Source organism: Mycobacterium sp. IS-1556, from assembly GCF_001499985.1.
In the GTDB taxonomy this organism is placed as follows: domain Bacteria; phylum Actinomycetota; class Actinomycetes; order Mycobacteriales; family Mycobacteriaceae; genus Mycobacterium.
In genome coordinates this window covers 23,445-47,564 of the sequence record NZ_LQIM01000038.1, presented here as the reverse complement: position 1 = coordinate 47,564, position 24,120 = coordinate 23,445, and the positions used below count along the sequence as shown (strand labels likewise).

The 24,120-nt window shown below is 67.5% G+C and carries 21 protein-coding genes and 1 pseudogene; 11 read left to right on the top strand and 11 right to left on the bottom strand.

What is annotated here, in order from left to right:
• Positions 1-2 precede the first annotated feature (2 nt).
• Both AU187_RS18510 and AU187_RS18505 read right to left on the bottom strand, forming a co-directional pair.
• Entirely contained in the window at positions 3-1,079 is a 1,077-nt protein-coding gene (locus AU187_RS18510) for a class I SAM-dependent methyltransferase (protein ID WP_059098837.1), read from the bottom strand.
• A gap of 32 nt (positions 1,080-1,111) precedes the next feature.
• Positions 1,112-1,963, bottom strand: coding sequence for a class I SAM-dependent methyltransferase (locus AU187_RS18505; RefSeq protein WP_059098836.1), 852 nt, complete (start codon positions 1,961-1,963; stop codon positions 1,112-1,114).
• Between the two features lie 82 nt (positions 1,964-2,045).
• Between AU187_RS18505 and AU187_RS18500 the strand changes: the two genes are divergently transcribed.
• Complete coding sequence (locus AU187_RS18500; protein ID WP_059098835.1) at positions 2,046-3,131, top strand: S-(hydroxymethyl)mycothiol dehydrogenase; 1,086 nt, start codon at positions 2,046-2,048, stop codon at positions 3,129-3,131.
• On the top strand, positions 3,128-3,757 hold the full coding sequence (locus AU187_RS18495; protein ID WP_059098834.1) for an MBL fold metallo-hydrolase: 630 nt from the start codon (positions 3,128-3,130) through the stop codon (positions 3,755-3,757). Before AU187_RS18500 ends, AU187_RS18495 begins: the two co-directional genes overlap by 4 nt.
• 33 nt (positions 3,758-3,790) lie before the next feature.
• On the opposite strand, the gene AU187_RS18490 is transcribed toward AU187_RS18495, so the two are convergent.
• Entirely contained in the window at positions 3,791-4,534 is a 744-nt protein-coding gene (locus AU187_RS18490; protein WP_059098833.1) for an SHOCT domain-containing protein, read from the bottom strand.
• 137 nt (positions 4,535-4,671) lie between these two features.
• Here AU187_RS18490 and AU187_RS18485 point away from each other — a divergent pair, with 137 nt between their 5' ends.
• Positions 4,672-5,760, top strand: a complete 1,089-nt coding sequence (locus AU187_RS18485) for a class I SAM-dependent methyltransferase (protein ID WP_059167165.1) — start codon at positions 4,672-4,674, stop codon at positions 5,758-5,760.
• Positions 5,761-5,795: 35 nt separating this feature from the next.
• Here the strand turns inward: AU187_RS18485 and AU187_RS18480 are convergent, their stop codons facing one another.
• From AU187_RS18480 to AU187_RS18465, 4 genes are all read right to left on the bottom strand, one after another.
• Positions 5,796-7,607, bottom strand: a complete 1,812-nt coding sequence (locus AU187_RS18480; protein WP_059098831.1) for an Hsp70 family protein — start codon at positions 7,605-7,607, stop codon at positions 5,796-5,798.
• Positions 7,608-7,670: 63 nt separating this feature from the next.
• Positions 7,671-8,756 carry an NAD(P)H-dependent amine dehydrogenase family protein gene (locus AU187_RS18475; protein ID WP_059098943.1) on the bottom strand — a complete coding sequence of 362 codons (1,086 nt, stop codon included), beginning with the start codon at positions 8,754-8,756 and terminating at the stop codon, positions 7,671-7,673.
• Between the two features lie 94 nt (positions 8,757-8,850).
• Positions 8,851-9,948, bottom strand: a complete 1,098-nt coding sequence (locus AU187_RS18470) for a glycoside hydrolase family 183 protein (RefSeq protein ID WP_231740279.1) — start codon at positions 9,946-9,948, stop codon at positions 8,851-8,853.
• Between the two features lie 42 nt (positions 9,949-9,990).
• Positions 9,991-10,506, bottom strand: a complete 516-nt coding sequence (locus tag AU187_RS18465) for a hypothetical protein (protein ID WP_231740275.1) — start codon at positions 10,504-10,506, stop codon at positions 9,991-9,993.
• A gap of 168 nt (positions 10,507-10,674) precedes the next feature.
• Between AU187_RS18465 and AU187_RS18460 the strand changes: the two genes are divergently transcribed.
• The 5 genes from AU187_RS18460 to AU187_RS18440 all read left to right on the top strand — a co-directional run bounded on the left by AU187_RS18460 (position 10,675) and on the right by AU187_RS18440 (position 16,630).
• Positions 10,675-12,216, top strand: coding sequence for an ABC transporter substrate-binding protein (locus AU187_RS18460; RefSeq protein WP_059098941.1), 1,542 nt, complete (start codon positions 10,675-10,677; stop codon positions 12,214-12,216).
• On the top strand, positions 12,213-13,181 hold the full coding sequence (locus AU187_RS18455) for an ABC transporter permease (protein ID WP_059098829.1): 969 nt from the start codon (positions 12,213-12,215) through the stop codon (positions 13,179-13,181). Before AU187_RS18460 ends, AU187_RS18455 begins: the two co-directional genes overlap by 4 nt.
• On the top strand, positions 13,178-14,059 hold the full coding sequence (locus AU187_RS18450) for an ABC transporter permease (protein ID WP_059098828.1): 882 nt from the start codon (positions 13,178-13,180) through the stop codon (positions 14,057-14,059). Before AU187_RS18455 ends, AU187_RS18450 begins: the two co-directional genes overlap by 4 nt.
• On the top strand, positions 14,056-15,672 hold the full coding sequence (locus AU187_RS18445) for a dipeptide ABC transporter ATP-binding protein (protein ID WP_059098827.1): 1,617 nt from the start codon (positions 14,056-14,058) through the stop codon (positions 15,670-15,672). Before AU187_RS18450 ends, AU187_RS18445 begins: the two co-directional genes overlap by 4 nt.
• Before the next feature lie 217 nt (positions 15,673-15,889).
• Positions 15,890-16,630 (top strand): SDR family NAD(P)-dependent oxidoreductase, encoded by a 741-nt coding sequence (locus tag AU187_RS18440; protein WP_059098826.1) that lies wholly within the window; start codon positions 15,890-15,892, stop codon positions 16,628-16,630.
• Between the two features lie 5 nt (positions 16,631-16,635).
• Here the strand turns inward: AU187_RS18440 and AU187_RS18435 are convergent, their stop codons facing one another.
• The 4 genes from AU187_RS18435 to AU187_RS18420 form a co-directional block, all read right to left on the bottom strand.
• Positions 16,636-18,279: a DUF7800 domain-containing protein gene (locus AU187_RS18435; protein ID WP_059098825.1), complete on the bottom strand. Its 1,644-nt coding sequence runs from the start codon at positions 18,277-18,279 to the stop codon at positions 16,636-16,638.
• 66 nt (positions 18,280-18,345) lie between these two features.
• Positions 18,346-19,986 carry a hypothetical protein gene (locus AU187_RS25800; RefSeq protein ID WP_059098824.1) on the bottom strand — a complete coding sequence of 547 codons (1,641 nt, stop codon included), beginning with the start codon at positions 19,984-19,986 and terminating at the stop codon, positions 18,346-18,348.
• A 244-nt stretch (positions 19,987-20,230) separates the two neighbouring features.
• Positions 20,231-20,419 (bottom strand): hypothetical protein, encoded by a 189-nt coding sequence (locus AU187_RS18425; RefSeq protein ID WP_059098823.1) that lies wholly within the window; start codon positions 20,417-20,419, stop codon positions 20,231-20,233.
• Between the two features lie 22 nt (positions 20,420-20,441).
• Positions 20,442-21,722 (bottom strand): acyl-CoA dehydrogenase family protein, encoded by a 1,281-nt coding sequence (locus tag AU187_RS18420; protein ID WP_059098822.1) that lies wholly within the window; start codon positions 21,720-21,722, stop codon positions 20,442-20,444.
• 130 nt (positions 21,723-21,852) lie between these two features.
• On the opposite strand from AU187_RS18420, the gene AU187_RS18415 reads away from it, so the two are divergent.
• The 3 genes and pseudogenes from AU187_RS18415 to AU187_RS26035 all read left to right on the top strand — a co-directional run bounded on the left by AU187_RS18415 (position 21,853) and on the right by AU187_RS26035 (position 23,849).
• The gene (locus AU187_RS18415; protein WP_059098821.1) at positions 21,853-22,152 is read left to right on the top strand and encodes a DUF732 domain-containing protein; all 300 of its coding nucleotides are present in this window, start codon (positions 21,853-21,855) and stop codon (positions 22,150-22,152) included.
• 38 nt (positions 22,153-22,190) lie between these two features.
• Positions 22,191-23,108, top strand: a pseudogene (locus tag AU187_RS26040) (lytic transglycosylase domain-containing protein); the annotation flags it as partial.
• 105 nt (positions 23,109-23,213) lie between these two features.
• Positions 23,214-23,849, top strand: coding sequence for a DUF1460 domain-containing protein (locus tag AU187_RS26035; protein ID WP_231740278.1), 636 nt, complete (start codon positions 23,214-23,216; stop codon positions 23,847-23,849).
• Positions 23,850-24,120 lie beyond the last annotated feature (271 nt).

Here is a 24,120-nt window from a genome sequence, read left to right as displayed (position 1 = left end):
GCCTACTTGCGCGCGATGTAGTAGTTGTTGATCGGATCCGACTCGATTTCGCGCATCTGGACGTCGGCGAACCCCGCCTCGGCGAGCATCGACGTGGCGAGTTGGTGACCCCAACAGGTGCCGAGCCCTTCGCCGTCGAGGCCCAGCGACACGCTCATGCAGTGCATCGTCGAGACGGTGTAGAGGTACGTGGACAACGGCACGCCGACGTTGTCCTCCAGCCGGCTCGACGCCTTGATGTCGACCATGAGCAGGTAGCCCCCGGGCCGTAGTGCGCGGTAGATGTTCGCCAGCACCGCAGCCGGGGCCGCCTGGTCGTGAATGGCGTCGAAAACCGTTATCAGGTCGTAGCTTTCGGGCATGTCGAGTTCGGCCACGTCGGCGGCGACGAACGTGGCGTTGGTCAGGCCGAGCCGAGCCGCCTCGGCGCGCCCGACGCCCAACCCCTCGTCGGAGAAGTCGATTCCGGTGAACCGGCTCGCCGGGAAGGCCTGCGCCATGACGTTGATGGCATGCCCACTGCCACAGCCGATGTCGGCGACCTCGGCACCCTCACGCAATAACTGCGGAAGCCCGTCGGCCATCGGCAGGATGACGTCGACGAGCGCGGCGTCGAACACCTCACCGCTCTCCTCTGCCATCAGCGTGTGGAACCGCGGATACTCGCTGTAGGACAGTCCGCCGCCGGTTCGGAAGCAGCCGATGATCTTCTGTTCGACCTCGGCCAGCAGCGGAATGAACTGCGCGACCCGCGCGAGGTTGTCCGGGCCGGCGGCGCGGGTGAGCACCGCGGCGCGATGGCGCGGCAGCGTGTAGGTGTCCGTCGCGGCGTCGTAGTCGACGACCCGCGACGCGACGACTCCGCCGAGCCATTCGCGTACGTAGCGTTCGTTCAGCCCGGCGGCGTCGGCGATTTGGGCGCTACTTGCCGGCGGTAGCTCGGCCAGCGTGTCCCACAACGAGGTCTGGTGTCCGATGGACAACAGGATGGACAGGCTGGCGCTGTCGATCGCGTCGACCATCCGCCCGGCGAATTCTTCGGTGGAGTCGGCGGCGGAGTTCTTGTCGAGTGTGGTCATAACCCGATCAACGGTAGGCGCGCCACGTCGGTTCAATGCCCCGATTCGTCGACACGGCGCCGCGCCACGATCGCGAAGTTGAGCGGAATTCGTGGCGCCGATGGTGGGAGCGCCCAGCCCTCCGGTGATGGGATAAGGTCGGCAAACGCAGGCCAGTCCATGTATGGCAGTTCGACCAGTGCTTCGATCTGCAGTCCCGCCTGCAGCAGGGCGGAGACGATTTCCCCGAGATCATGCCGCCACTCATGGTTCTCGACGTGGCTGATGAGACCGGCTGAATCCTCCGTGTACGTGCCAGAGTCCTCGTAGATGCGACTGCCTCCGCCAGCCAAGTAGTCGTCGGTGATCTCCCATGGCTCGAACGCCATGGCACCGAGGATTGGGTGGTCATCGCGGATCAGGAACAGTCCACCCGGCTCGAGCAACTCACGGATGGACTGGGCCCAGTTGACCAACTCGGGCAACCACACGATCGTTCCGGCGCTGGTGACGATGAGCTCGAACCTTCGCTCGATCAGCGTCGATGCGAACCGGGCGTCACCTTCGACCCACGTCAGTTCGCGGCCATCGCGCTCTGCGATGCGGGCGGCGTGACGAAGAGAATTGGGCGAAAGGTCGAGACCGTGGACGTCAACGGCTCCCATTCTTGCCCACGAGACGGTGTCGATGCCGATGTGGCACTGCAAATGCAGCAGCGAACGGCCAAGGACCTGACCGTTCGGCAGATGCGGTTGCAACACGGAGAAGTCTTTTCGCACTACGCGGGAGATTTCGGACGGGTCGCTCAGGAACCCGTCCACGTCATACATCTGCGATATCGCGTGGACATCTGCACGCTCGTCCCAGTTAGCCCTATTCGCTGCAATCGCTTCGGCGTCACTCACGGCACCAGTGTCTCCCGAGCCGCTAGCTGGACATACGTATGGACACTATTCCAATCCGGACGCCACCCATTAGGTTGGACGCATGAGCCAGACGGTGCGCGGTGTGATCTCACGCAAGAAGGGCGAGCCAGTAGAAGTCGTGGACGTCGTGATTCCCGACCCCGGTCCGGGCGAGGTGGTGGTCGACGTCACCGCGTGCGGGGTGTGCCATACCGACCTGACGTATCGCGACGGCGGGATCAACGACGAGTTCCCGTTCCTGCTCGGACACGAGGCGGCCGGGACCGTCGAATCGGTCGGCGCCGGCGTGACCAACGTCGAACCCGGTGACTTCGTGATCCTGAACTGGCGCGCCGTGTGCGGCCAGTGCCGGGCCTGCAAGCGCGGCCGTCCGCATCTGTGCTTCGACACCCACAACGCCGCGCAGAAGATGACGCTCACCGACGGTACGGAGTTGACGCCTGCGCTGGGCATCGGCGCGTTCGCCGACAAGACTCTGGTTCACGAGGGCCAGTGCACCAAGGTCGACCCCGAGGCCGATCCCGCGGTGGCCGGGCTGCTTGGCTGCGGCGTGATGGCCGGTCTGGGCGCGGCGGTCAACACCGGCGCGGTGGGCCGCGACGACACCGTCGCGGTCATCGGCTGCGGCGGCGTCGGCGATGCGGCCATCGCCGGCGCGCGATTGGTCGGCGCCAAGCGCATCATCGCCGTCGACACCGACAACAAGAAGCTCGACTGGGCCCGCGAATTCGGCGCCACCCACACCGTCAACGCGCGTGAACTGGACCCGGTGCAGACCATTCAGGACCTCACCGACGGTTTCGGCGCCGACGTTGTGATCGACGCGGTCGGCCGACCGGAGACCTGGAAGCAGGCGTTCTACGCCCGCGACCTGGCGGGAACCGTTGTGCTGGTGGGTGTTCCGACGCCGGACATGACGCTGGAGATGCCGCTGATCGACTTCTTCTCCCGTGGAGGCTCACTCAAGTCGTCGTGGTACGGCGATTGTCTACCCGAACGGGACTTCCCCACCTTGATCAGCCTCTACCTGCAGGGGCGGCTGCCGCTGGACAAGTTCGTCACCGAACGCATCGGCATCGACGACGTCGAGGAGGCGTTCCACAAGATGCACGGCGGCTCCGTGCTGCGTTCGGTGGTGATCCTGTGAACGGCGGGCCGATCGGGCGGGTGGTCACCCACGGCACCTTCGAACTCGACGGCGGTAGTTGGGAAGTCGACAACAACATCTGGGTTGTCGGCGACGACTCCGAGGTGGTGGTGTTCGACGCGGCGCACGACGCGGGCCCGATCGTCAACGCCGTCGGCGGCAGGCACGTCGTGGCAGTCGTCTGCACGCACGGGCACAACGATCACGTGACCGTCGCGCCCGAGCTCGGTCAAGCGCTCGACGCTCCTGTGCTGTTGCATCCGGCTGACGAGGTGTTGTGGCGAATGACGCATCCCGACAGCGACTTTCGCACCGTGTCCGACGGTGACACCCTGCGGGTGGCCGGCACCGAGTTGCGCGCGTTGCACACCCCTGGCCACTCGCCGGGGTCGGTGTGCTGGCATGCGCCCGAGTTGAATGCGGTGTTCTCCGGTGACACCTTGTTCCAGGGCGGGCCCGGTGCGACGGGGCGGTCCTTCTCGGACTTCCCGACCATTCTCGAGTCGATCTCGGGCCGGCTCGGCAAGCTGCCCGGCGACACCGTCGTCTACACCGGCCACGGCGATTCCACCACAATCGGCGACGAGATCGTGCACTACGACGAGTGGGTGGCCCGCGGCAGCTGAGCTGCCTATCGGCTCGGGCCACTGGTCCCGTAGCTAGTCATCGAGGATGCGGCGCTTCTCGGCCTGGAACTCCGCCTCGGTGAGCGCACCCGAATCCCTAAGTGCGGCCAGCTGCTTCAACTGCTCGAGCCGCACCCCCTGGTCGTTCGGCTGGTAGCCGGAGGTCGGTGTCGACACCGACCGCAGCGTCGGCGGTCCGTCGGCGCTGAGCATCTCGTGCGGCGCAAGCGGTCGCGCCGCCTTGCCGGCGCGCGCCGACCAGACCATGGCGGCGATGAGTTCGAGCACCCCGAGCGCGATCAGGCCGCCGAACACCCAGAGCAGCCAGCTGTAGGCACTGCCGTGGCCGAAAGCCAGCCGAGGGTTGATGTACCCGGCCACATCGCCGTCCGTCGCGACGCGGTAGGTGCCCGCTTCGGCCACCTCGATCAGCCACACCCGCACGTGCGTGTCACTGTTGACTGTTGTTGTCCCGCCGATGTTTTCGGTCACCACCGGGTCGGCGACGCCATCGGGCGACTCGATGTCGATGCTGATCTCGGGGATGGGGAAGCCGCTCGTCGGCTGACCGGTGATCATGGTGTGGAAGCTGACGGTCACCTCGCCGGCCGGCAACTCGATGCTGCCCGTTCCCGGGATCGGCACCTCACCGTATGCGTCGAACTCGTCGAGCACGAACGCGTTGAGTACCAGCGTGACGATGAACCCGACGACGGACACCAGCAGGGTCAGCACGGAGACGACGACGGCGATGCGCGGGGCGACCCTTCCGCTCATGGCCAGAGTGTGACACGGCCGGGCCGCGTGCGGTGGCCTTGATGGGATCAGTCGACACCTTCGGCGGCGTCAATTCCGAACGGGGACTACCGTCGTAAGCGACCGAATCTGTTGTCCGCCACGTCCGGGAGGTCGCGTTGCCCGAGTCCAGCATCGTCGTGCGGCCCGAGCCGATGGAGAGCGGGTCCTACACCGCCGGCTCGCGGCTGCAGGCCGCCGGACTGCAGGCCGCGATCAAGCTCTTCGAGGAAGCCGCCGCCGCGGTGCCGGTCCCCCGCCTTCCGCAGCCGTTCGTCATCGCCGACTACGGCGCCTCCACCGGCCATAACTCCCTGCTGCCGATCTGCGCGGCAATAGCGGTGCTGCGCAAGCGGACCCGCATCGACCACTCCACGCTCGTCGTGCACACCGACGTGCCGGAAAATGACTTCACCGCATTGTTCCGGACGCTCGCCGACGATCCGGATACCTATCTGAGCAAGGACGCGGCGACCTTCGCCTCGGCGATCGGCCGGTCGTTCTACTCGCAGATCATGCCGTCCAGCAGCGTCAATCTGGGGTGGAGTTCGTGGGCGGTGCACTGGCTCAGCCGTGTCCCGGCGCCGATCCCCGATCATGTCCACGTCGCATACAGCCGCGACGAGAGCGTGCGCGCCGCCTATGCCAGACAGGCCGCCCAGGACTGGCAGGAGTTCATCGCGTTTCGCGGCCGCGAGTTGCGTCGCGGCGGTCGTCTGGTGGTGATGACGACGGCGGTCGACGACGACGGCGAGATCGGGTACCGCCCGGTGCTGGGCGCACTGGTCGACACGATCGACGAGCTCGCCGCCGAGCGGCTATTGACCACCGACGAGGTGTACCGGATGGGCATCCCGATCGTCGGCCGCAGTGAGCAGGATTTCCTGGCGCCGTTCGCGCCGAAGGGCCGCTTCGAACAGCTCGAGATCGAGCACCTCGAGGTCTTCGACGCCGGGGACCGCTTCTGGCAGCAGTACCAAGTCGACGGCAACGCAGACGCTTTCGCCGCGCAGTGGGCGTCCTTTTGCCGGGCCGCGGTGTTCCCGACGATGGTGGGTGCGCTCGACGGCGTCGGCACCGAGCCACGGGTGGCGGAGATCTTCGACCGTCTCGAGGCTGGCGTTGCGACCCGGCTCGCCGCGGCGCCCGAGGAAACCCAGATTCCGATGGCGCACCTGGTGTTGACGAAACGACCCAGGGCCCACTGACCGCGGCTCGACGGGTAGCCCGTTCGCCGGTGGGGTTACGGCGCGGGCTGCCCGGGCAGTTGCGGAGCCGGCACCCAGGGCAGCCCCGGGATGGTCGGGTACGGCGCGGTTGGGGTCCACGCCGGCGGCTGCGTCGTCGGTGGCGGCTGCGTCGTCGGTGGCGGCTGCGTCGTCGGTGGCGGCTGCGTCGTCGGCGGTGGCGGCTGCGTGGTCGGTGGCGGCGCGGACGTAGGCGGCGGCGCGGACGTGGGCGGCGACTCGGGTGACGGCGGCGGCTCGGTGACGGTCCGCGTCTGCGGCGGAGGCGGCTGGTAGACGGTCTGCGGCGGCGCCTGCGTCGCGGGTGCCGGTTCGGCGGAGGTGGGCGGCGGTGTCGCGGGTCGCGGGGTGGCCGTGACCGGAGGCGCGGTGGTCGACGCCGGCGTGGGAGCGGTCTGGTCGCCGTCCATCACCCAGAACACCGCTGCCGCCAGGGCAGCCAGCACCACGACGACGCCCGCAGCGAGCGGAACGGCCGGGTTTCGGTACCACGGCGTTCGTCGAGGTGGCAGGTCATCCCAGGACTCGTCGCCGAACTGCAGCTGTGGTCGCACCCCGGCGGCGGCGCCCGCGGGCTCCGGCGCGTAGTCGTACGGGTCGGTGGCCGCCACCTCGGGCACCTCGTCGGCGTCCGACCACGCCAACGCGCCGAAGGCGCTCGACTGCGGCGACATCTCGTCGGCCGCCGCGTCAACCTCGGGCGCCATGGCGGTTGCCGCACCGGCCGCAGCGGCGGCCCCGGGCGCCGCGGCCATCGCGGTCATCCCCTCTTCGACGGTGCCCCGGGCGGCCGCCAGCCCGCCGCCCACCGCCGCGGTCAACTCGGGCTGGGCCGTCGTGATGACCGGCACCCGGAATCGCTCCGACAGCGTCGTCGTGATGACCGGGATCCGCGCGCTGCCGCCTACCGATGCCACCGCCGCAAGCTCTCGAACACCGTTGCGCTCCAACGTGTCCTGAAGCACGTCGGCGAAGGCGGTGACCGGCGCGCGCAGCAGCTCGTCGAGTTCGGTGCGGGTCAGCCGCACGTCGCTTCGGTGCCCGGGCAGGTCGGCCACCAGCGAGGTGAACGCCGCAGTGGACAGCCGCTCCTTGGCGCCGCGGCACTGTGCGCGCAACCGCGACAGCGATCCGATCGCCGAGGTGCCGGACAGGTCGATGGTGCCGGCCCTGGCCAGGTCGTCGAGGACGTGGGTCAGCAGCGCCTGGTCCACCAGGTCACCGGACAGGTCGGGGTGACGCACGGTTTCGGCGACCGGCGAATAACCGTTGCCGGCGTCGACCAGGGTGATGCTGGTACCGGTGCCCCCGAAGTCACAAAGCGCGATGACGCCGCGCGCGGGCAGGCCAGGCTCGTTCTGCAGCGCGGTCAGTGCCGCGACACTGTCGGAGACGACGGGCGCCGGCTGCGGACGGTCGAACTCGGGCATCGCGGCCAGCGCGCCGCGCAGCGCGTCGACCGAGGCGGGCCGCCAGTGCGCCGGATGCGTCACCGCGACCGGGCCGACGGGCCGGCGCCCACCCCCGACCGCGTACAGCATCGCCCGCAGCGCATCCGCGAGCACGGCATCGGCGCTGTGACTCGAGCCGTCGGCGGCGACGATGCCGACCGGATCGCCGACGCGGTCCACGAAATCGGTCAGGATGAGGCCACGCTCGTTGAGGTTGGGGTTTTGGCCGGGCACGCCGACCTCCGGGGGCCGGTGCGCGAAACGCGTCAACACCGGCGACCGGGTCAGCGCGGACCGGTCCAGCACGACGGCCGCCAGGTTGGTGGCACCAACCGACAGCCCGACCCCGTCAGCCATCACTCCTCGTCTCGATGAAAAACCCCATTGGGTTCCATCTCAGCAGATCGGGTTGGCGTTACTTCACCGGATGGTGCCTGCACCCGGAATCAGCGGTAGATCGAGCGCCGTCACCCAGCCCGGCGAGAGTTCGTTGACCGCGGGTACCGCGTTGAGTGCGCGTAGTCCTGTGGCCAGGCAGCCGGCCGCGGCCGCATCGCGCCCGGAGCCGTCGGTGAACCGGAACGCGGTCTCCTGGAAGATGCTGGGAGTGCCCTCGATGTCGACGCGGTACACGTCGTTCTCGTTGCCCGAGGGCCAGTCGGGCGCCGCGTCGCTGCCGATCCGGTTCACATGCTCGAGCTGGATCCGGGTCTCGCCCCGGTACACGCCGTTGATCGTGAACCGCACGGCGGCGACATTGCCGGGCGCGATGGTTCCCTTGACGGTCTTGCGTTCGGTCGGCGTCACCCATTTGTCCCATGTCGTGGTGATCTCGTCGAGCATGATGCCCGCAGCGTGCGCGATCATCGGAACCGTTGCGCCCCAGGCGAACACGAGGATGTCGGGGTTCTCCAGCAGCGGGCGGTACTCGGGCGGTTTGCCGATGCCCATCTCGCGGTCGTAGTCGCCGGAGTAGTTGGTGTAGTCGAGCAACTCCGAGGCGCGCACCTTCCGCACCTGCGAGCACAGGCCCATCAGCGTCATCGGGAACAGGTCGTTGGCGAACCCGGGGTCGATGCCGGTGGTGAAGCACGACGACTCGCCGAGCTCGCACGCCGCGGTGACGGGCTCGATCCAATTCGGCGGGTTCAGGTGCATGGTCGGCCAGATCCACGGCGTCATCGCGGTCGAGCAGACGTCGATCCCGGCCCGCAGGAAACGGGTGATCAGCGCGATGTTGTCCTCGGCGTGGTTGGCCGTCGGGCCGTAATGCACCAGCGCATCGGGTTTCAACGCGATCAACGCGTCGAGGTCATCGGTCGCCGTGATCCCGAGCGGGGTGCTCAGGCCGCAGATCTCGCCGACGTCGCGGCCCACTTTCTCCGGGTCGCTCACCCCGACACCGGCCAACTCGAACAACGGGTGCTCGACGATTTCGGGGATCACCATCTTGCCCACGAATCCGGTGCCCCAGACCACTACGCGCTTGGCGCCAGCTTCCTTCACCACAGCTCGACGGTCCCCTTCCACTCGGCCACGGCCTACACCCTAGGTGCGCGCGTGGCGTTTCAGCCGCGAACAGACGCAAATGGCCTCAAAATCAAAGGTTTTCGGGGACATTTGCGTCTGCTCGCGCTCGACGGGATGTGTCGCGCAACGAAGCCTTGAATTGCATTGCGCGATAGGGCCAGCCGGTCGCGGTGTTCCACTGTGACACCACCAGCCCGACGCCGCCGTCGATGTCGAAGCGCGACCCCGGCAGCAGGTAGCCCCCGTAGAGCTGGGCGACGCGGCTGCCGAAGTGGTCCTCGGCGTCCCACGCCGTTCCGACGACCGGCATCTGGATCGGCGTGGTGTGCATGTTCGCCACGGGCGAGGCCACCACCCGATAGCCGAGTGCATACTTCGACGCGAGAAAGCCGCCCAGCACCCACTTGTCCGGCCCGATACGGCGAAACGCCAGCTCTCCCCATCTCTCACCGGCCGGTGTGACAGGTGTCGCGGAAGTCCCCCACGCCCACCGGCCGCCTCTGAAACCCCAACCGAGATAGCGGGTCCGGTCCCCGATGTGTTCGGGACGCACCCGCATCAAGACGATCCCCTTGTCGCGCTGAAAGCCGGTGGCCGCCACGTAAACCCAGCCGTCGTCCGGATCGAAATCCCATGCCCAGCACTGTGCGTGCCCGCCGTGCAGGTCGGCGGGGAACTTGGCCTTCTCGCCCAAGTGCGTCCAGGTGACACCGCTGTCGGGCGAGCGCCAGATCTCGGTCCAGACGACTGTGCCGAAGCCGCGGTTGACGATGACGTGCAGGTACATCGAATCACCGACGGTCAGTAAGTCCGACGGGATCACGGTGCTGATGCCGCTGCGGCGCCATCCGGAGGCCGCATCGTCGTGCGCGTAGTGCCACAGCTGCCTCGCGTAGTCGGGGTCGCTGCCGCCTGCGCACTCGAAGACGATTTCATGGTCGGCGTCGCCGGTGCCGATCAGCACGACCGGTGAGCGCCAATCACCCTCCCCCACCTTGCGACCCGAGAACGTGTCGCCGAACACCGACACCAACTTGCCGTCCGGCGCCGTCACCGAGGCGCCGAGATCGGTGCAGGTGACGCCCCATCGGTCGGTGAGTCCCGGACCGGTGAGGTCGACGGCCTTGCCGTTGAGAAGCGGCAGTCGGGCCCGTCGAGTGGGCCGCAGGCCATGGCCGGCTGCCCGGCCGATCGACGGGTTGTCGGGCACCTAGAAGCAGCGTCGAAGGCCGCCGGGCTCACAGATCAGCGGATACGGCGTGACGGGGATGGCCAGCGGCTCCTTGAACGACAGGGTCAGCGGCATCTCGACCATCGCGGGCTGCTCGCCGCATACCGCGCCGTGGATGACCTTGAGGGTGCCGGCGAGCGTGCTCCCGTTGAACGAGTAGATCATCGTCTGGGGCGCCTTACTGCCGTCCGCGCATTTACGGAACGAGTCATTGGGGTTCGCCTCGAATGTCCACTGGCCGCCGACCTGGACGGCTTCGGCGCCGCCGCGGCCTGCCGGGAAGACCTTCAGCCGACACCCGACGGGAAGGATCAGGGGCTCGCGCAGGTCGCCGACGGTCGGGACGCAGATCGGGTAGATCTCCCAGGTGGTTTCGGCCTGCCCGGCGATGCGGACGTTGTAGACGCCCTCGGGAGTGTCCGGCGACTTGACGTCCCCCTGACCGTGCGCAATACCCTGCGCGCCGAACAGCACGCCGAGAACGAGCGCGGCCACGCCCAGAGTCCGTGTGATCGTGTTCCTCAACGTGGTCCCTTTCCCGGCGTCAGCGGTGTACTGAGTATTTCAGTGTGCACATCGGCTCGTCACGGCTTTCCCCTGTCCCGGGTTTCGCCGACCAGCGCCGACGGGTAAAGACGCGGCACGAGGCTCGGGATGGTGGCAATGAAACGACTGGTGGCGGTGGCCCCAGCAGTGGTCTTAGCAGTGGTCTCGGCCATCGTCATCGTCCTGTCCGGGTGTTCCACCGGGCAACGTGTCGACCTCGGCGACTCGTCGAACCACCTCATCGCCGCCATCGCCGGCGAGCCCGACCAACTGGACCCGCACAAGACCAGTGCCTACTTCTCCTTCGAGGTGCTCGAGAACGTCTTCGACACGCTCGTCGAACCGGACGCCAACCTCGAGATGCGGCCCGCGCTGGCCGAGTCGTGGGACGTCAGCCCCGACCAGCTGTCGTGGACGTTTCACCTCCGGCCCGGGGTGACATTCCACGACGGCAGCCCGTTGAGCGCCGACGACGTCGTGTTCTCGTACCGGCGCATCATGGATGAACAGCTGGCCAACGTCGACAAGTTCAGCGCCGTCACCGACGTGCGGGCCGTCGATCCGCTGACCGTCGTGATCCGCGTCAAACACCCCACGCCGAACCTGTTGACCAACATCGGCGGCTTCAAGGGCATGGCGATCGTGCAGCGCCGCAACGTCGAAAGCGGTCAGATCGCCACCCACCCGATCGGCACGGGACCGTTCGCGTTCCAGTCCCAGAAGAGCGGCGACTCCATCACGCTCAAGGCCAACCCGTCGTATTGGGGTGGCCCACCGAAGGTGCCGGGTGTGACGTTTCGCTTCATCTCCGAACCGTCGACCGCGCTTTCGGCGTTGCAGGCCGGTGAGATCGACTGGACCGACTCCATCCCGACGCAACGGGTGATGCAGCTGCGCGACGACGACTCGCTGCACCTGGCGGTGACCCCGAGCAACGACTACTGGTATCTCGCGCTCAACCAGGCCCACAAGCCGTGGGACGACGTGCGGGCGCGCCGAGCCGTCGCCTACGGCATCGACCGCGACGCGATCGTCGCGGCGACCAGCTACGGCACCGCGGTTGCGAACCAACTCGCGATCCCCGAGGGCAACCCCTGGTACACCGAGTACACGCGCTACCGCTACGACCCCGACACCGCCAACCGGCTGCTCGACGAGGCGGGCGTCGGCGACATCGACCTCGACATGCTGGTCACCAGCGAGTACCCCGAGACCGTCACCGCGGCCCAGGTGATCGCCGACAACCTTGCGCCGCTTGGTATCACGGTCAAGATCCGCACGGTCGACTTCGCCACCTGGCTCGACGAACAGAACTCCGGCCTCTTCGACATGCTGATGATGGGCTGGCTCGGCAACATCGACCCGGACGACTTCTACTACGCCCAGCACCACACCAACGGCACCAGCAACGCCCAGAAGTTCTCCAACGCCGAGGTGGACCACCTGCTCGACGCCGGTCGGGTGGAAACGAATCGCGAAGCGCGCGAAGACATCTACCGCCGAGCCGCCACGATCATCGCCGACCAGGTGAGCTACATCTACCTCTACAACCCGTCGGTGATCCAGGCCTGGGTGACAAACCTGTCCGGATACGAGGCCCGCCGCGACGGTGCTGTCCGGTTCCGCACGGCAAGCCTCACCCAGGCCGAAACGACATGACCGCCTTGCTCGTTCATCCGATCACCCGGTTTTTGGCGCGCCGGCTGGCGTACTCGGCGGTGGTGCTGCTCGGGGTGCTCGTCGTGAGTTTCGCGTTGGTGCACCTCGTGCCGGGCGACCCGGTGCGCATCGCGCTCGGCACGCGCTACACACCGCAGGCCTACGAGGCGCTGCGGTCGGCGAGCGGCCTGGACAGACCGATCATCGGCCAGTTCTTCGGCTACCTCGGTTCCGCGTTGACCGGCGATCTCGGCGTCAGCTTCCGCAACGGCGATCCGGTGACGGAGATCCTGCTCGAACGCCTGCCCGCGACGGTGTCGCTGGCCGCGGTGGGCATCGTGATCGCGCTGCTGATCGCCATTCCCGCTGGCATCTGGTCGGCGCTGCACGAGGGCAGGCTCAGCGACGCGATCGTGCGGATCGGCAGCCAGTTCGGCGTCTCGATCCCGGATTTCTGGATGGGCATTCTGCTGATCGCCTTGTTCTCGTCAACACTGCACTGGCTGCCCACCTCCGGCTACCGGCCGCTGGTCGAGGATCCGACCGGGTGGTTGCGCCACCTGGTCTTGCCCGCGGTGACCATCGGCCTGGTCGCGGGAGCGATCATGACGCGGTACGTGCGCTCGGCGGTGCTGGAGGTCGCGGCGATGGGCTACGTGCGCACCGCGCGGTCGAAGGGACTTGCGCCGCGGGTGGTCACGCTGCGCCACACCGTGCGCAACGCGTTGATCCCCGTACTGACCATCACCGGTATCCAACTCGCCACCATCCTTTCCGGTGTGATCGTCGTCGAAGTGGTGTTCGCGTGGCCCGGACTGGGTCGACTCGTCTACAACGCGGTCGCGGCGCGCGACTATCCCGTCATCCAGGGCACGGTGCTGCTCATCGCGGCGCTGTTCCTGCTCATCAACCTCATCGTGGATGTGCTCTACGCCGTCGTCGACCCGAGGATCCGGCTCTCATGACCACTCCCGCCGAGCAGGGCAGCAGGATGTCGTCGCTGCGACTCCTGCTGGGCAACCCGGTCACCGTGGTCAGTGCCGGTCTGTTGATTGTGATCGCGTTCGTCGCGGTCACCGCGAATTGGATTGCGCCGTACGGGATCAACGACGTCGACGTGCCGAATGCGCTCCAGGCACCCAGCGGCACGCACTGGTTCGGCACCGACGAACTGGGCCGCGACGTGTTCTCCCGGGTGCTGGTGGCGACGCAGTCGTCGATGCGCGTCGCCGTGGTGAGCGTGGCGTTCGCCGTGGTGGTGGGCGTGGCGATCGGCGTGGTCTCCGGCTACCGCGGCGGTTGGCTGGACACGGTGTTCATGCGCGTCGTCGACGTGATGTTCGCGTTCCCGGTGCTGTTGCTCGCGTTGGCGGTGGTGGCGATCCTCGGGCCTGGTGTGACGACGACGATCCTGGCGATCGGCATCGTCTACACGCCGATTTTCGCGCGCGTCGCGCGGGCCAGCACGATGAGCGTGCGCGTCGAACCGTTTGTCGCGGTGTCGCGCAGCATGGGCACCGGCCATCTGTACATCCTCGGCCGCCACATTCTGCCGAACATCGCCGGACCACTGGTGGTGCAGACCTCGCTGTCGCTGGCGTTCGCGATCCTCTCGGAGGCGGCGCTGTCGTTCCTCGGGTTGGGCATCCAGCCGCCGCAGCCGTCGCTGGGCCGAATGATCTTCGACTCCCAGGGTTTCGTGACCATGGCGTGGTGGATGGCGGTGTTCCCCGGCGCCGCGATCTTCGTCGCCGTACTGGCGTTCAACCTGCTCGGCGACGGCCTGCGCGACGTCCTCGACCCGAAACAGCGCACCATGATCGAAGCCCGGAGAAAGCAGTGAGCGAACCGGTGTTGAGCGTGCGCGACCTGCGGGTCGGCATCGGCCGACGCGAAATCGTGCACGGAGTCTCGTTCGACGTGCACCGCGGGCAGACGCTCGGCATCGTCGGCGAATCGGGATCGGGCAAGTCGATGACCGTGCTCGCCGCGACGGGTCTGCTCGACGCCCCTGGTGCCACTGTCTGCGGAACCAGCACGCTCACAACGGGTTCCGGCCGGACCGAGCTCGTCGGCGCACCGAGCCGGATTCTGCGCAGCGTGCATGGCGGTCAGATCGGCTTCGTGTTCCAGGATCCGGGCACGTCGCTGAACCCGCTGTTGACGCTCGAGCGGCAGATCACCGAATCGCTCGAGGCGCACCGCCGGATGAACCGGCAGCAGGCGCGGGGCCGCGCCGTGGAGTTGTTGGAGGCGGTCGGCCTGCCCGATCCGCAGTCGCGGCTGCGCGCCTATCCGCATCAGCTCTCGGGCGGGCAGAAGCAGCGCGTGATGATCGCGATCGCGATGGCGTGCGATCCGGTACTGCTGATCGCCGACGAACCGACGACCGCACTCGACGTCACCACCCAGGCTCAGATCGTCGAGTTGGTGGCCGACCTGCAGCGCGACTTCGGCACGGCGGTGGTGTGGATCAGCCACGACCTGGGCGTGATCGGCCAGGTCGCCGACGACGTCACGGTGCTGCGCGGCGGCGAAGCCGTCGAGCAGGCGCCGATCGCCGACGTCTTCGACCGTCCTGCGCACGAGTACACCCGTGAACTGCTCGCGGCCCGGCCGCTGATCGGGCGGCCCGGCCCGGCGGCCGTGGCCGATGCGCCTGTGCTGCTGGACGTCAACGGCCTCGACGTGCGCTTCGCGGTCCGCACGCCGGTCGGCACATCGACCGTGCACGCCGTCAAGGAGTTGACGTTTCAGATCCGGCGCGGCACCACGCTTGGTTTGGTCGGCGAGTCGGGATCGGGTAAGTCGACGGTGGCCGCGGCGCTCACCGGCTTGCTCCGCCCAAATGCCGGCACGGCAACGCTCGACGAGGCCGAGGTGTTCAGCGTCCGCGGCTCTGCCGAGAAGGCGCTGCGCCGGCGGATCGGCCTCGTGTTCCAGGATCCGTTCTCGTCGGTGAACCCGCGTGCCCGCGTCGGCGCCGCGATCGGCGAACCGCTGATTGTGCACCGCCTCGCGAAAGGCAGGCGTGCACGCGCGGCCAGGGTGGCCGAGTTGCTCGAACTCGTCGGTCTGCCAACGTTATTCGCGTCGCGCTACCCCCACGAACTGTCCGGGGGTGAGCGCCAGCGGGTGAGCATCGCCCGCGCGCTGGCCGGCGAGCCGGAGCTGCTGATCCTCGACGAAGCGACTGCGGCGCTGGATGTCTCGGTGCAGGCGCGGGTACTCGACCTGCTGGCCGGGCTGCAGCGCGACCTCGACCTGACGTACCTGTTCATCGCGCACGACCTCGCGATCGTGCAGCAGGTCAGCCACGACGTGCTGGTGATGCGCGACGGCGCCACGGTCGAGTACCGTCCGGCCGCGGAGCTGTTCGCGTCTCCGCAGGACGACTACACCCGCACGTTGTTGGCGGCAGTACCCCCGGAGCGCCCGCGAGCCTCGTGCAGCTAGCTCGTCGGCACCGATGTACATCGATCCGGGCCCTACGGTCGAGATTGCACTCATGGTCGTGATGTGTGCGGTCGGCGCCGTACAACCCTGGGTGCAATCTGGCGCGTAGGACGTCTCGGGCAACATAGGACGGCCAGGTTGTCGGCGAGTTGTCCGCGCGCACGTTGCATAGCTTGTTGTCTCGAGGCGACAAATGCCGTTATGAGAAGGTCTTGCCATGACTCAACTCAGCGGCAAGGTCGCTCTGGTTACGGGTGCGTCGGCGGGCCTGGGCGCCGCGGTGGCCCACCTCTTCGCCGAGCGCAACGCGATGGTGTTCGGCATCGCACGCGACGCCGAGCGGATGGCATCGGTGTTCGAGGCGGTGCCCGGCGGTCGTTTCGCGTCGGTGGACGTGGCGTCGTCGCAGGCCTGCCGCGACGCCGTCGCACAGTGCGTCGACGCGTTCGGCCGACTCGATGTGCTGGTCAACGTCGCCGGCTTTCACCAGATGCGGCACACCACGACGGTGACCGACGACGAGTGGGACCGCGACCTGGCGGTGAACCTCAACGGGCCGTTCTACCTGTGCCGTGCCGCTCTGCCTCACCTGCTGGAGAGCGGCGGCAACATCGTCAACGTCGCCTCCATCGCCGGCGTCGAGGGCGAGGTCTACTCGGCGGGGTACTGCGCGGCCAAACACGGGCTGGTCGGGCTGACCCGCGCACTGGCCGTCGAGTACACCAAGGACAGAATCCGGGTGAACGCGGTGTGCCCGGGCGGGATGCCGACCGCGCAGACCACCGAGTTCACCGCGCCCGACAACGCCGACTGGAACCTGATCATGCGCATCGCGTCGCCGCGCGGGTTCTCCGACACCGCCGACGTCGCCAAGGCGATCGCGTTTCTGGCCAGCGACGACGCCGCCGCGATCCACGGCGCGGTGTACCGCGTGGACAACGGCAAGGGCGCCGGCTGAAGGGATCAGAGCAGCTTGTGCTCGATCACCGTGGTGAGACGCGGTTTACGCCAGCCGCCGCTGATCTTCTCGATCCGCACCCCCATCTCGCCGCCGGCGATCTCCAGCGTGCCGACCTGGTTGCGGAAGTGCGGCATCGTGACCGGCCGCCAGCGCAGTCGCGGCATGCCCACGTCCGTGGTCTTGACCAACAGCTTGCCGACGATCTCCGCGGTCCGAGTATGACCGAGCCGCAATACGATTCGCTCCACCGCCGACGGTTCCTTTCGCAGCCCCGAGCACACCACCTGCCAGATCTTGGTCAAGGCATTCGGCGCGTCCTGCGGTAGCTCGATCTCCGACACCCAGCAGTGGTGGACGTCCCCGCCGAACATGACCATCGACTGCGGAGCCTCTCCTCGTTTGCCGGTGGCGACGTCGATCACCAGGTCCTCGAACCGCCGGAAGCTGTACTGGAAGCACGCCCAGTGGTCGAGGTTCGCCGCGATGCGCACCTTCTCGCCGAGCCCGGTCAGCCATCGACCCCAAGCGCCGTCGGTGACCGCTTCGGACCAGCCCTCGATGTGGTGCATGCCGTAGGGCAACAGGATCGGCAGCGAGCTCGCGAACAGCAGATGGTCGTAGTTGCCGTCGACCCTGGCGGTGATCCACTCCCATTCGTCGTCGGTCATGATGCGGCGCTGCCCCGGTTGCAGTTGCCTACCGGTTCGCGAGTCGGCGACGATCAGCCGGGACGAGCCGAGGTCGCGGCACATGCTGAATCGTGAAGCGCCCTCGTCACTTTCGGCCCGCTTAGCGAGCAGCCTGATCGGCTCGGTGCCGTCGCGGCTGGCCAGGACCTGCTGGAACGTCTCGTCGTCGGCGAGCTCCTGCGGCGACATGTTGCCCAGATGCTGGTAGATCCAGTAGGCCATCAACCCGCCGATGATCCGGGTCTCGTACCAGTCGGTCTTGCGCTTCTCCTCCAGCCACGCCTGCGAGGTGTTCCACTTGTCGTTGATCTCGTGGTCGTCGAACATCATCGACGTCGGCAGCGTGGACAGCATCCACCGCACCACGGGGTCGCTCCAGGCGTCCCAGTAGCCGATGCAGTACTCCTCGAAGTCCTCGAGCACCTCGACCGGCCCGTCGGCGTGTACCTCGCGGTCGGCGACGAGGTCCCTGATCGTGTCGTTGACCTGATCGGCGTAGAGCTGGTCGCCCATCATCAGCAGCGCGTCGGGCCACAGCGCCGACGGCTGTCGCAGCATCCGCATACCGTAGGTGCGCAACACGTCGATGCCCTTGCCCTTGGGATGCCACCAATGTTGATAGGTGTAGGGCGGACGGTGCGGCGCCGAGCAGCGGCACGATCCGAACAGCAGCCGCAGGGAACCGTCGCGCGGCATCAGCCTGATACGCGGCTGCGGGAACTCGTAGTCGTCCGGTGGCCACGCCTTGGCGCCGTCGAGGTGGACCTCGTAGGGATGTTCGCGGTTGGGGTCCAGATCCGCCACGCAGACGATCGCGAAATGGTGGCCCTCGACCTCAAAGGTGTTGGCGCCGTTGCCGAGAACCTCGACGCGGCATGGCCCGTCGGTCTCCACCCAGACGGTCGCGTCCGTTTCGCCGACGTGGCGGAGCAAGGGCCCAACACGCACCTCGGGCATCACCCCATCATGCCCGCTCGTCGACGCCCGTGCACCCGTCTTCGGGCGCCGGCGCAAGAGGCGAACTCAGTGCTCCGGCCGCCGGCGTCCGAGGAAGAACGCCAGACCGATCGCCCCGAAGCCCAGCGTGCCGATCACGCCGGCCGCCACCATCAGGAAGATGTCCCTGCCGGTGAGGCCGCCGGTCGTCGCCTCATCAGACGCGAGTCGGAGCCGGTAGTCGCCGGGCAGCCGGCCCTCGGCGGGTTCGCTCAAACCGGGGAACTGCTGAGTCCGGTGCACCTCGAATTGGCGTTCCCCGCTTGCCGTCTGGGTCCACTCGCCCCAGGCCGGCGTCGCCCCGTCGAGCAGCACCTTGCGGCCACCGTAGACGGGGTCCACACCGACATCGACGATCTGGCGGACCCGGAACGGCTCGTAGCGAGCATTGGAGTAGTTGACCAGGACCGGCACGTTGTCGTAGCGCAGCACCGGCGGCGGAGGTGGCGGCAACGGCAGGCCGGCACCCGGGAAGTAGCCACCGCCGAAGAAGCTGCCGACCGCGATGTTGGTCGCCGCCTGCGCGAGGTTGGCCGCCACGTTGACGGGGCTGAGCACTGCGGCCGTGAAGCTGTAGGCCGCGAACCGCGCGGCTTCGATCACGAGCCGTGTCAGCGGCGGGATGTACACGATCCGGGGCCGCATGTCGTAGACGTAGACGATGCGCACCGGCGCCCGGAAGGGGTTCATCAGCACCGGCCGGTAATACTCGTCGTACTCGATCCAGTCGGGCCGCCACTGGCGCACATTGCTGATCAGCTCGAAGTCGCGGTCGCGCTTGGCCTCCAATTCGACCTTCGCGCTGGTGCTGGCTTCCAGGCCGTTCAGCCCCAGGGTCAGGTCGACCGACTGCTTGAACGCGTTGACGTCCTGCTCGGGTGCGGCGGCGGGCTCCGGCTCGAAGATCGGTTCGGCCTTCTTGGCGAGCTGGATGTTCTCGGCCGGGGCCTCGAGCGTCTCCGGGGCCAGTATCTCGATCTCCTTGGCGGCCTGCTCGATGGACACCGTCGGGGTTTCGGACGCCTCGCCGTCGTCCTCGGTCGCGGTGGCCTGCGATCCGCTGGTCGGCGTCGCGCTGTCCGTAGCCGGCGCGAGCGCGGCCGACGTGGACGTCGACGGAGCGGCCGACTCACTGACCTCGGGCGCGGTCGCCGGAGCAACGCCGGTGGTGGCCGGTGCGGCCGACGTCTGCGGGGCCCGCTCGACGGCCGTAGACGGCTCGGCGCTGGGCTCGGTGGCGTCGGCAGTCGGAACCGCCGCGGTGGTCGTCGGGGCCACGGTTTGCGGTGCAGGTTCCGGCTCGGGCGCCGGTTCCGGCTCGGGCGCCGGTTCCGGTTCGGGCTCGGGCGCCGGCTCCGGTTCGGGTGCGGGTTCCGGCTCGACGACGACGGGCTCCTGCGTCTGTGGCGCTTGCGTCTGCGGTGCCTCCTGGGTGCGCGGCACGTCGGGCACGACGGGCTCGGGCGCCGTCGTCGGCTGTTCGGCCGTCACCTCGCGCTTTGGAGCTCTCACTTCGGGTTCCGGCGCGACCGTCGTCACGACGTCGTCGGAGTCCGGCTTCGCAACGGCGGGGGCGACACCAACGGTCAGCGCGGTCATGGAGATCACGACCCCCGACGCCAGGGCGGCGATGCCTCGCCTGCGGACATCATCCAGCGGTGCACCCATCGTGCATCGACTCCCTTCTCTTGGGCGGCATTCACCGCCGCTCCCCCGACGCTACGAATTTGTTGGGCAACTGGAGGCTCGCCTGAGGCGCCCCCGACGCTCCGGTCTCAGAGACTTCATCGTTGACACGGGCCACGCGTTACACATCGACGGCCGGCGCTCGTGCGTCTACAGCGAACAGAAGTTAAATGTGCTATCGGTGTGGCTAGTGGTGCCTGTGGGGCCCGGCCAGGTGGGTGCGAGGTTACGGCTTACGGCGCCGAAGACCACCGATCGCCAACGCGATCCCGATCAGCGCGATGATCGGTCCCAGGATCGACCAGGTGGTGGTGTTGCTCATCGGGCTGCCGCCGACCACACCGAATCCTTGGAGTGTGAACAGCAGGCCGAACAACGCGACAATCACGCCGAGTAGGGCAATGGCGAACCTCATGCGTTCACAGTAGGCGCGAAGCTCAGCGGCGCTGCGACAGGTACTTCTGATACGCCTCGGCGGCGGCCGCCAATTCCGGACGGGCGTCGAGCACGGGCTTCATCTTCTGGCGCGCCTGTTCCCGCTTGTAGGGCAGGAATTCCGTCGGGAAGTCGCCGTCATGCGGCTGATAATCGCGCAGCACGCGCCGCGCAACGGTGGCCTTGTGCACCTCGTCGACGCCGTCGGCGATGCCCATCGTCGGGGCGCCGGCGTACATCGCCTGGATCGGGGTGAGATCTGTGGTGCCGAGCGAGCCGAGAATGTGCAGCGCGTTGAACGACACCTCGCGCAGCACCTTCGCCATCGTGAACTTGACGGCCGCAATCTCGGTGCGGGCCTCCTGCGTCGAGGTGTTGTCGATCTTCCACGCCGTCTCCAAGACGAACAGGCGCAGCATCTTGATCATCGCGTAGGACTCGGCGATCTTCTCCTGCACCATCTGATGTTCGGCGATGACCTTGCCGTGCGATTCGCGGCTCAGCGCCCGCTCGCACATCATGTCGAACGCAAGCTTGCACTGCGCGATCGTGCGCATGGCATGGTGGATGCGCCCGCCGCCGAGTCGGCGCTGCGCCAACACCTTTGCACCGTTCTCCGGGCCGAGGAGATGGTCGAGCGGCACCCGCACGTCGCGGTAGATGATGTGGTTGTGGTTGCGCGGCTCGGGCATGATCTCCACGCCGGGCGTCTTGCGCGGGACAACGAACATACCGTTGGTGCACATCACGAACAGGATGTCGGCGACGCGGCCGGCCGAGGTGAACCACTTCTCGCCGTTGATCACCCAATCGTCGCCGTCTCGCACGGCGTGGGTCTTGAACAGGTTGGGGTCGCTGCCACCCTGCGGCTCGGTCATCGAGTACGCCGAGAACATGTCCTGGTTGAGCAGCGGCTTGAGCCACCGTTCCTTCTGTTCGTCGGTTCCGTACGCGGCCAGCATCTCCATGTTTCCGGTGTCCGGCGCCGATGCGCCGAACATGTGCGGGGCACCGGCGTAGCGGCCGATGATCTCGTTGAGCAGGCCGAGCTTGAGCTGGCCGAAGCCCGGCCCGCCGAGATCCTTGTCGAGGAAGATCGCCCACAGGCCCTGGTCCTTGACCTCCTGCTGGAGCTCACGCACGTAGGCCTTGACCGCCGGATCGGGTGACCGCACCGCGTACGGAAACACGTGGTCGAGCGGTTCGACCTTCTCTTCGCAGAACTGCTTGACCCAGTCGAGCTTCTCTTGGAATTCCGGTTCGGTGCTGAAGTCCCACGCCATGCTCGCAGTCTGTCACCACCACCGCCGCGATGCGGCAATCCCGGCCTCGGTAACGCCGTAGTCTCGATCTGCATCCGATCCTGCGTGCCCCGAGCTAAAACGGGTAATTGGGCGCTAGGAAGGACGTGACATGACTACGCGTGCGCTCACAGCGCTTTCGATCGCAGCGGTGGGCCTACTGTTCGCCGCACCGCAGGCCGCCGCATCACCCGAAGACGATCTCTGCCGCAGCATCACCTCGGTGGGATACACGGGCGACTGCGCCACACTGACCACCCTCGCCCGGGATGCGTGCGCGCAGTTCGCCCGCGGTGCCGACTCGACCGCCGTGGCCGAGAAGTTGGACATCACGACCAAGGACGAGGCGCTGTCGAACTTCATCGTGGCCGGTGCGCGCCTGTATTTGTGCCCGCAGCCCAAGCAAGCGTGATCCGCTGAGGCGGTTGGCGGCGCTAGACTCCGACGGCAATGAACGCCCGTCTCGACGCCGCCAGGACCGTTGCCGCCGCGGGCATCGCGGTGATCTTGTTCGCGCCGGTCGGGTGCTCGACCCCTGACAGGCCGGAGGCCTCGTCCACGACGACGGCAGCGCCGGCTCGCCCGTTGCCGACACCGGCAGCCGACGCCCCGCGCCGCGAGCTGGCATCCGATCCGGCGCGCATCGCCGACGATCTGGTCGCCGACGAACGCGTGCTGCGCGACCCGTCATCGTCCGAGGCGCTGATGACCGCGGCGGCGCATCGGCAGCAAGCGGCGTACCGGGCGCTGGGACGGCATCCCGAGTGGGATCCGATCGTCCGCCCGCGAATCCCGCCGGAGCTCCTGCAGATCTACGACCACAACGTCAACGCCCGTCGAGAACTCGGGGTGATGAGCCGACCGAAGGACACGCTGCCCGCCTGGCGGATCGTCCCGCCCACACCCGCCGACGAACTGATGGGCTACTACCGTCAGGCCGAATCCGAGTTCGGTGTCGGCTGGAACTTTCTGGCGGCCATCAACCTCATCGAAACCGCTTTCGGGCGGGTCGCGGGCGTGAGCACCGCGGGCGCGCAGGGCCCGATGCAGTTCATGCCCTCGACATTCGCTGCCTACGGCGCCGGCGGCGACATCCTCTCGCCGCGCGACAGCATCATGGCGGCCGGCCGTTACCTCGCGGCCAACGGGTTCGCCACCGACCGCGACTACGCCCTGTACCGGTACAACAACTCGAACAACTACGTCCGGGCGGTCAGCGACTACGCCGCGGTTCTGGCCGCCGATCCCGCTGCGTTCGCCGGCTATCACCGGTGGGAGGTGTACTACCTGTCGACAGCCGGAGACGTGCTCCTGCCGGTCGGCTATAACGAGACCTCCCCCATACCCGTCGCGACTTACCTTGCGTCGTCGGCGAAGTCGTCACCCGACGTCCAGATCTCCGAGCAGAGCGCGCAGATACTCGAAAGGTTGCTGACCGTCAGGAACGGTGCGGCCGGCGCCGCCGCGCCCGAGATGACCGACACGATTTCACGGCAGTTCCTCGACACGCCCTATGGCGCAGACACTCTCGTCGGTTCCGCGAGCGAGCCCGAAAAGCTCGTCGTTGAACTGTCGCGCGTCGACTGTTTCACCTATGCCGATTACGTCGAGGCGCTGAAGCGGGCGGGAAACCGCGAGGAGTTCATCGCCGCACTGACCGAGGTCCGCTACCGGGACGGCGTCGTGAGCTTCCCGAACCGCAAACACTTCTTCACCGACTGGGCCGCGGGGACGCCGCCGATCGCCACCGACATCACGACGAGCTTGAGTCCCAACGCTGTTCAGGTGCAGAAGAACCTGAACCAGAAGGATTCCGGCGGGGTGTACCTGCCCGGGTTGCCGGTCGTTCCGCGAACCGTGTCCTACATTCCGAGCGCACAGGTCGACGGGGGCGTGCTGAGCCAACTGAATACCGGCGATTACATCGGTTCGTATGCCGAAGACGGCGGCCTCGACGTCACGCACGTGGGCATTTTCATCGATGCCCCGAACGGCCCCGTCGTGCGGAACGCGTCATCACTGGACGCCGACGAGAAGGTCGTCGACACCCCGTTACAGGACTATCTGCGCAACGTGCCCGGGGTGGTGATACTCCGCCCGGTTCGTTGACAAGTCACGGACACCCGTGAGCTTGAATCAACCGCTCCGCCATACCGATCCGCCCAGGGCAAGGCCGGAGTATCGTCTGCCTTCTCCTCGAGGAGGCGATCATGAGGCATGCGGCCACACCATTCGAAGTTCAGCCACCGCGGCCCACTGCCCGAAGCACAACGACTCTCGATACGAGTGATGTCGCACAGCAGCATGACAGGTCTCGTCGGAGATCTGGCGCGTCTCAGCATTCTGGGTGATGACGTTGCAACACAATGAATCTCGCCGA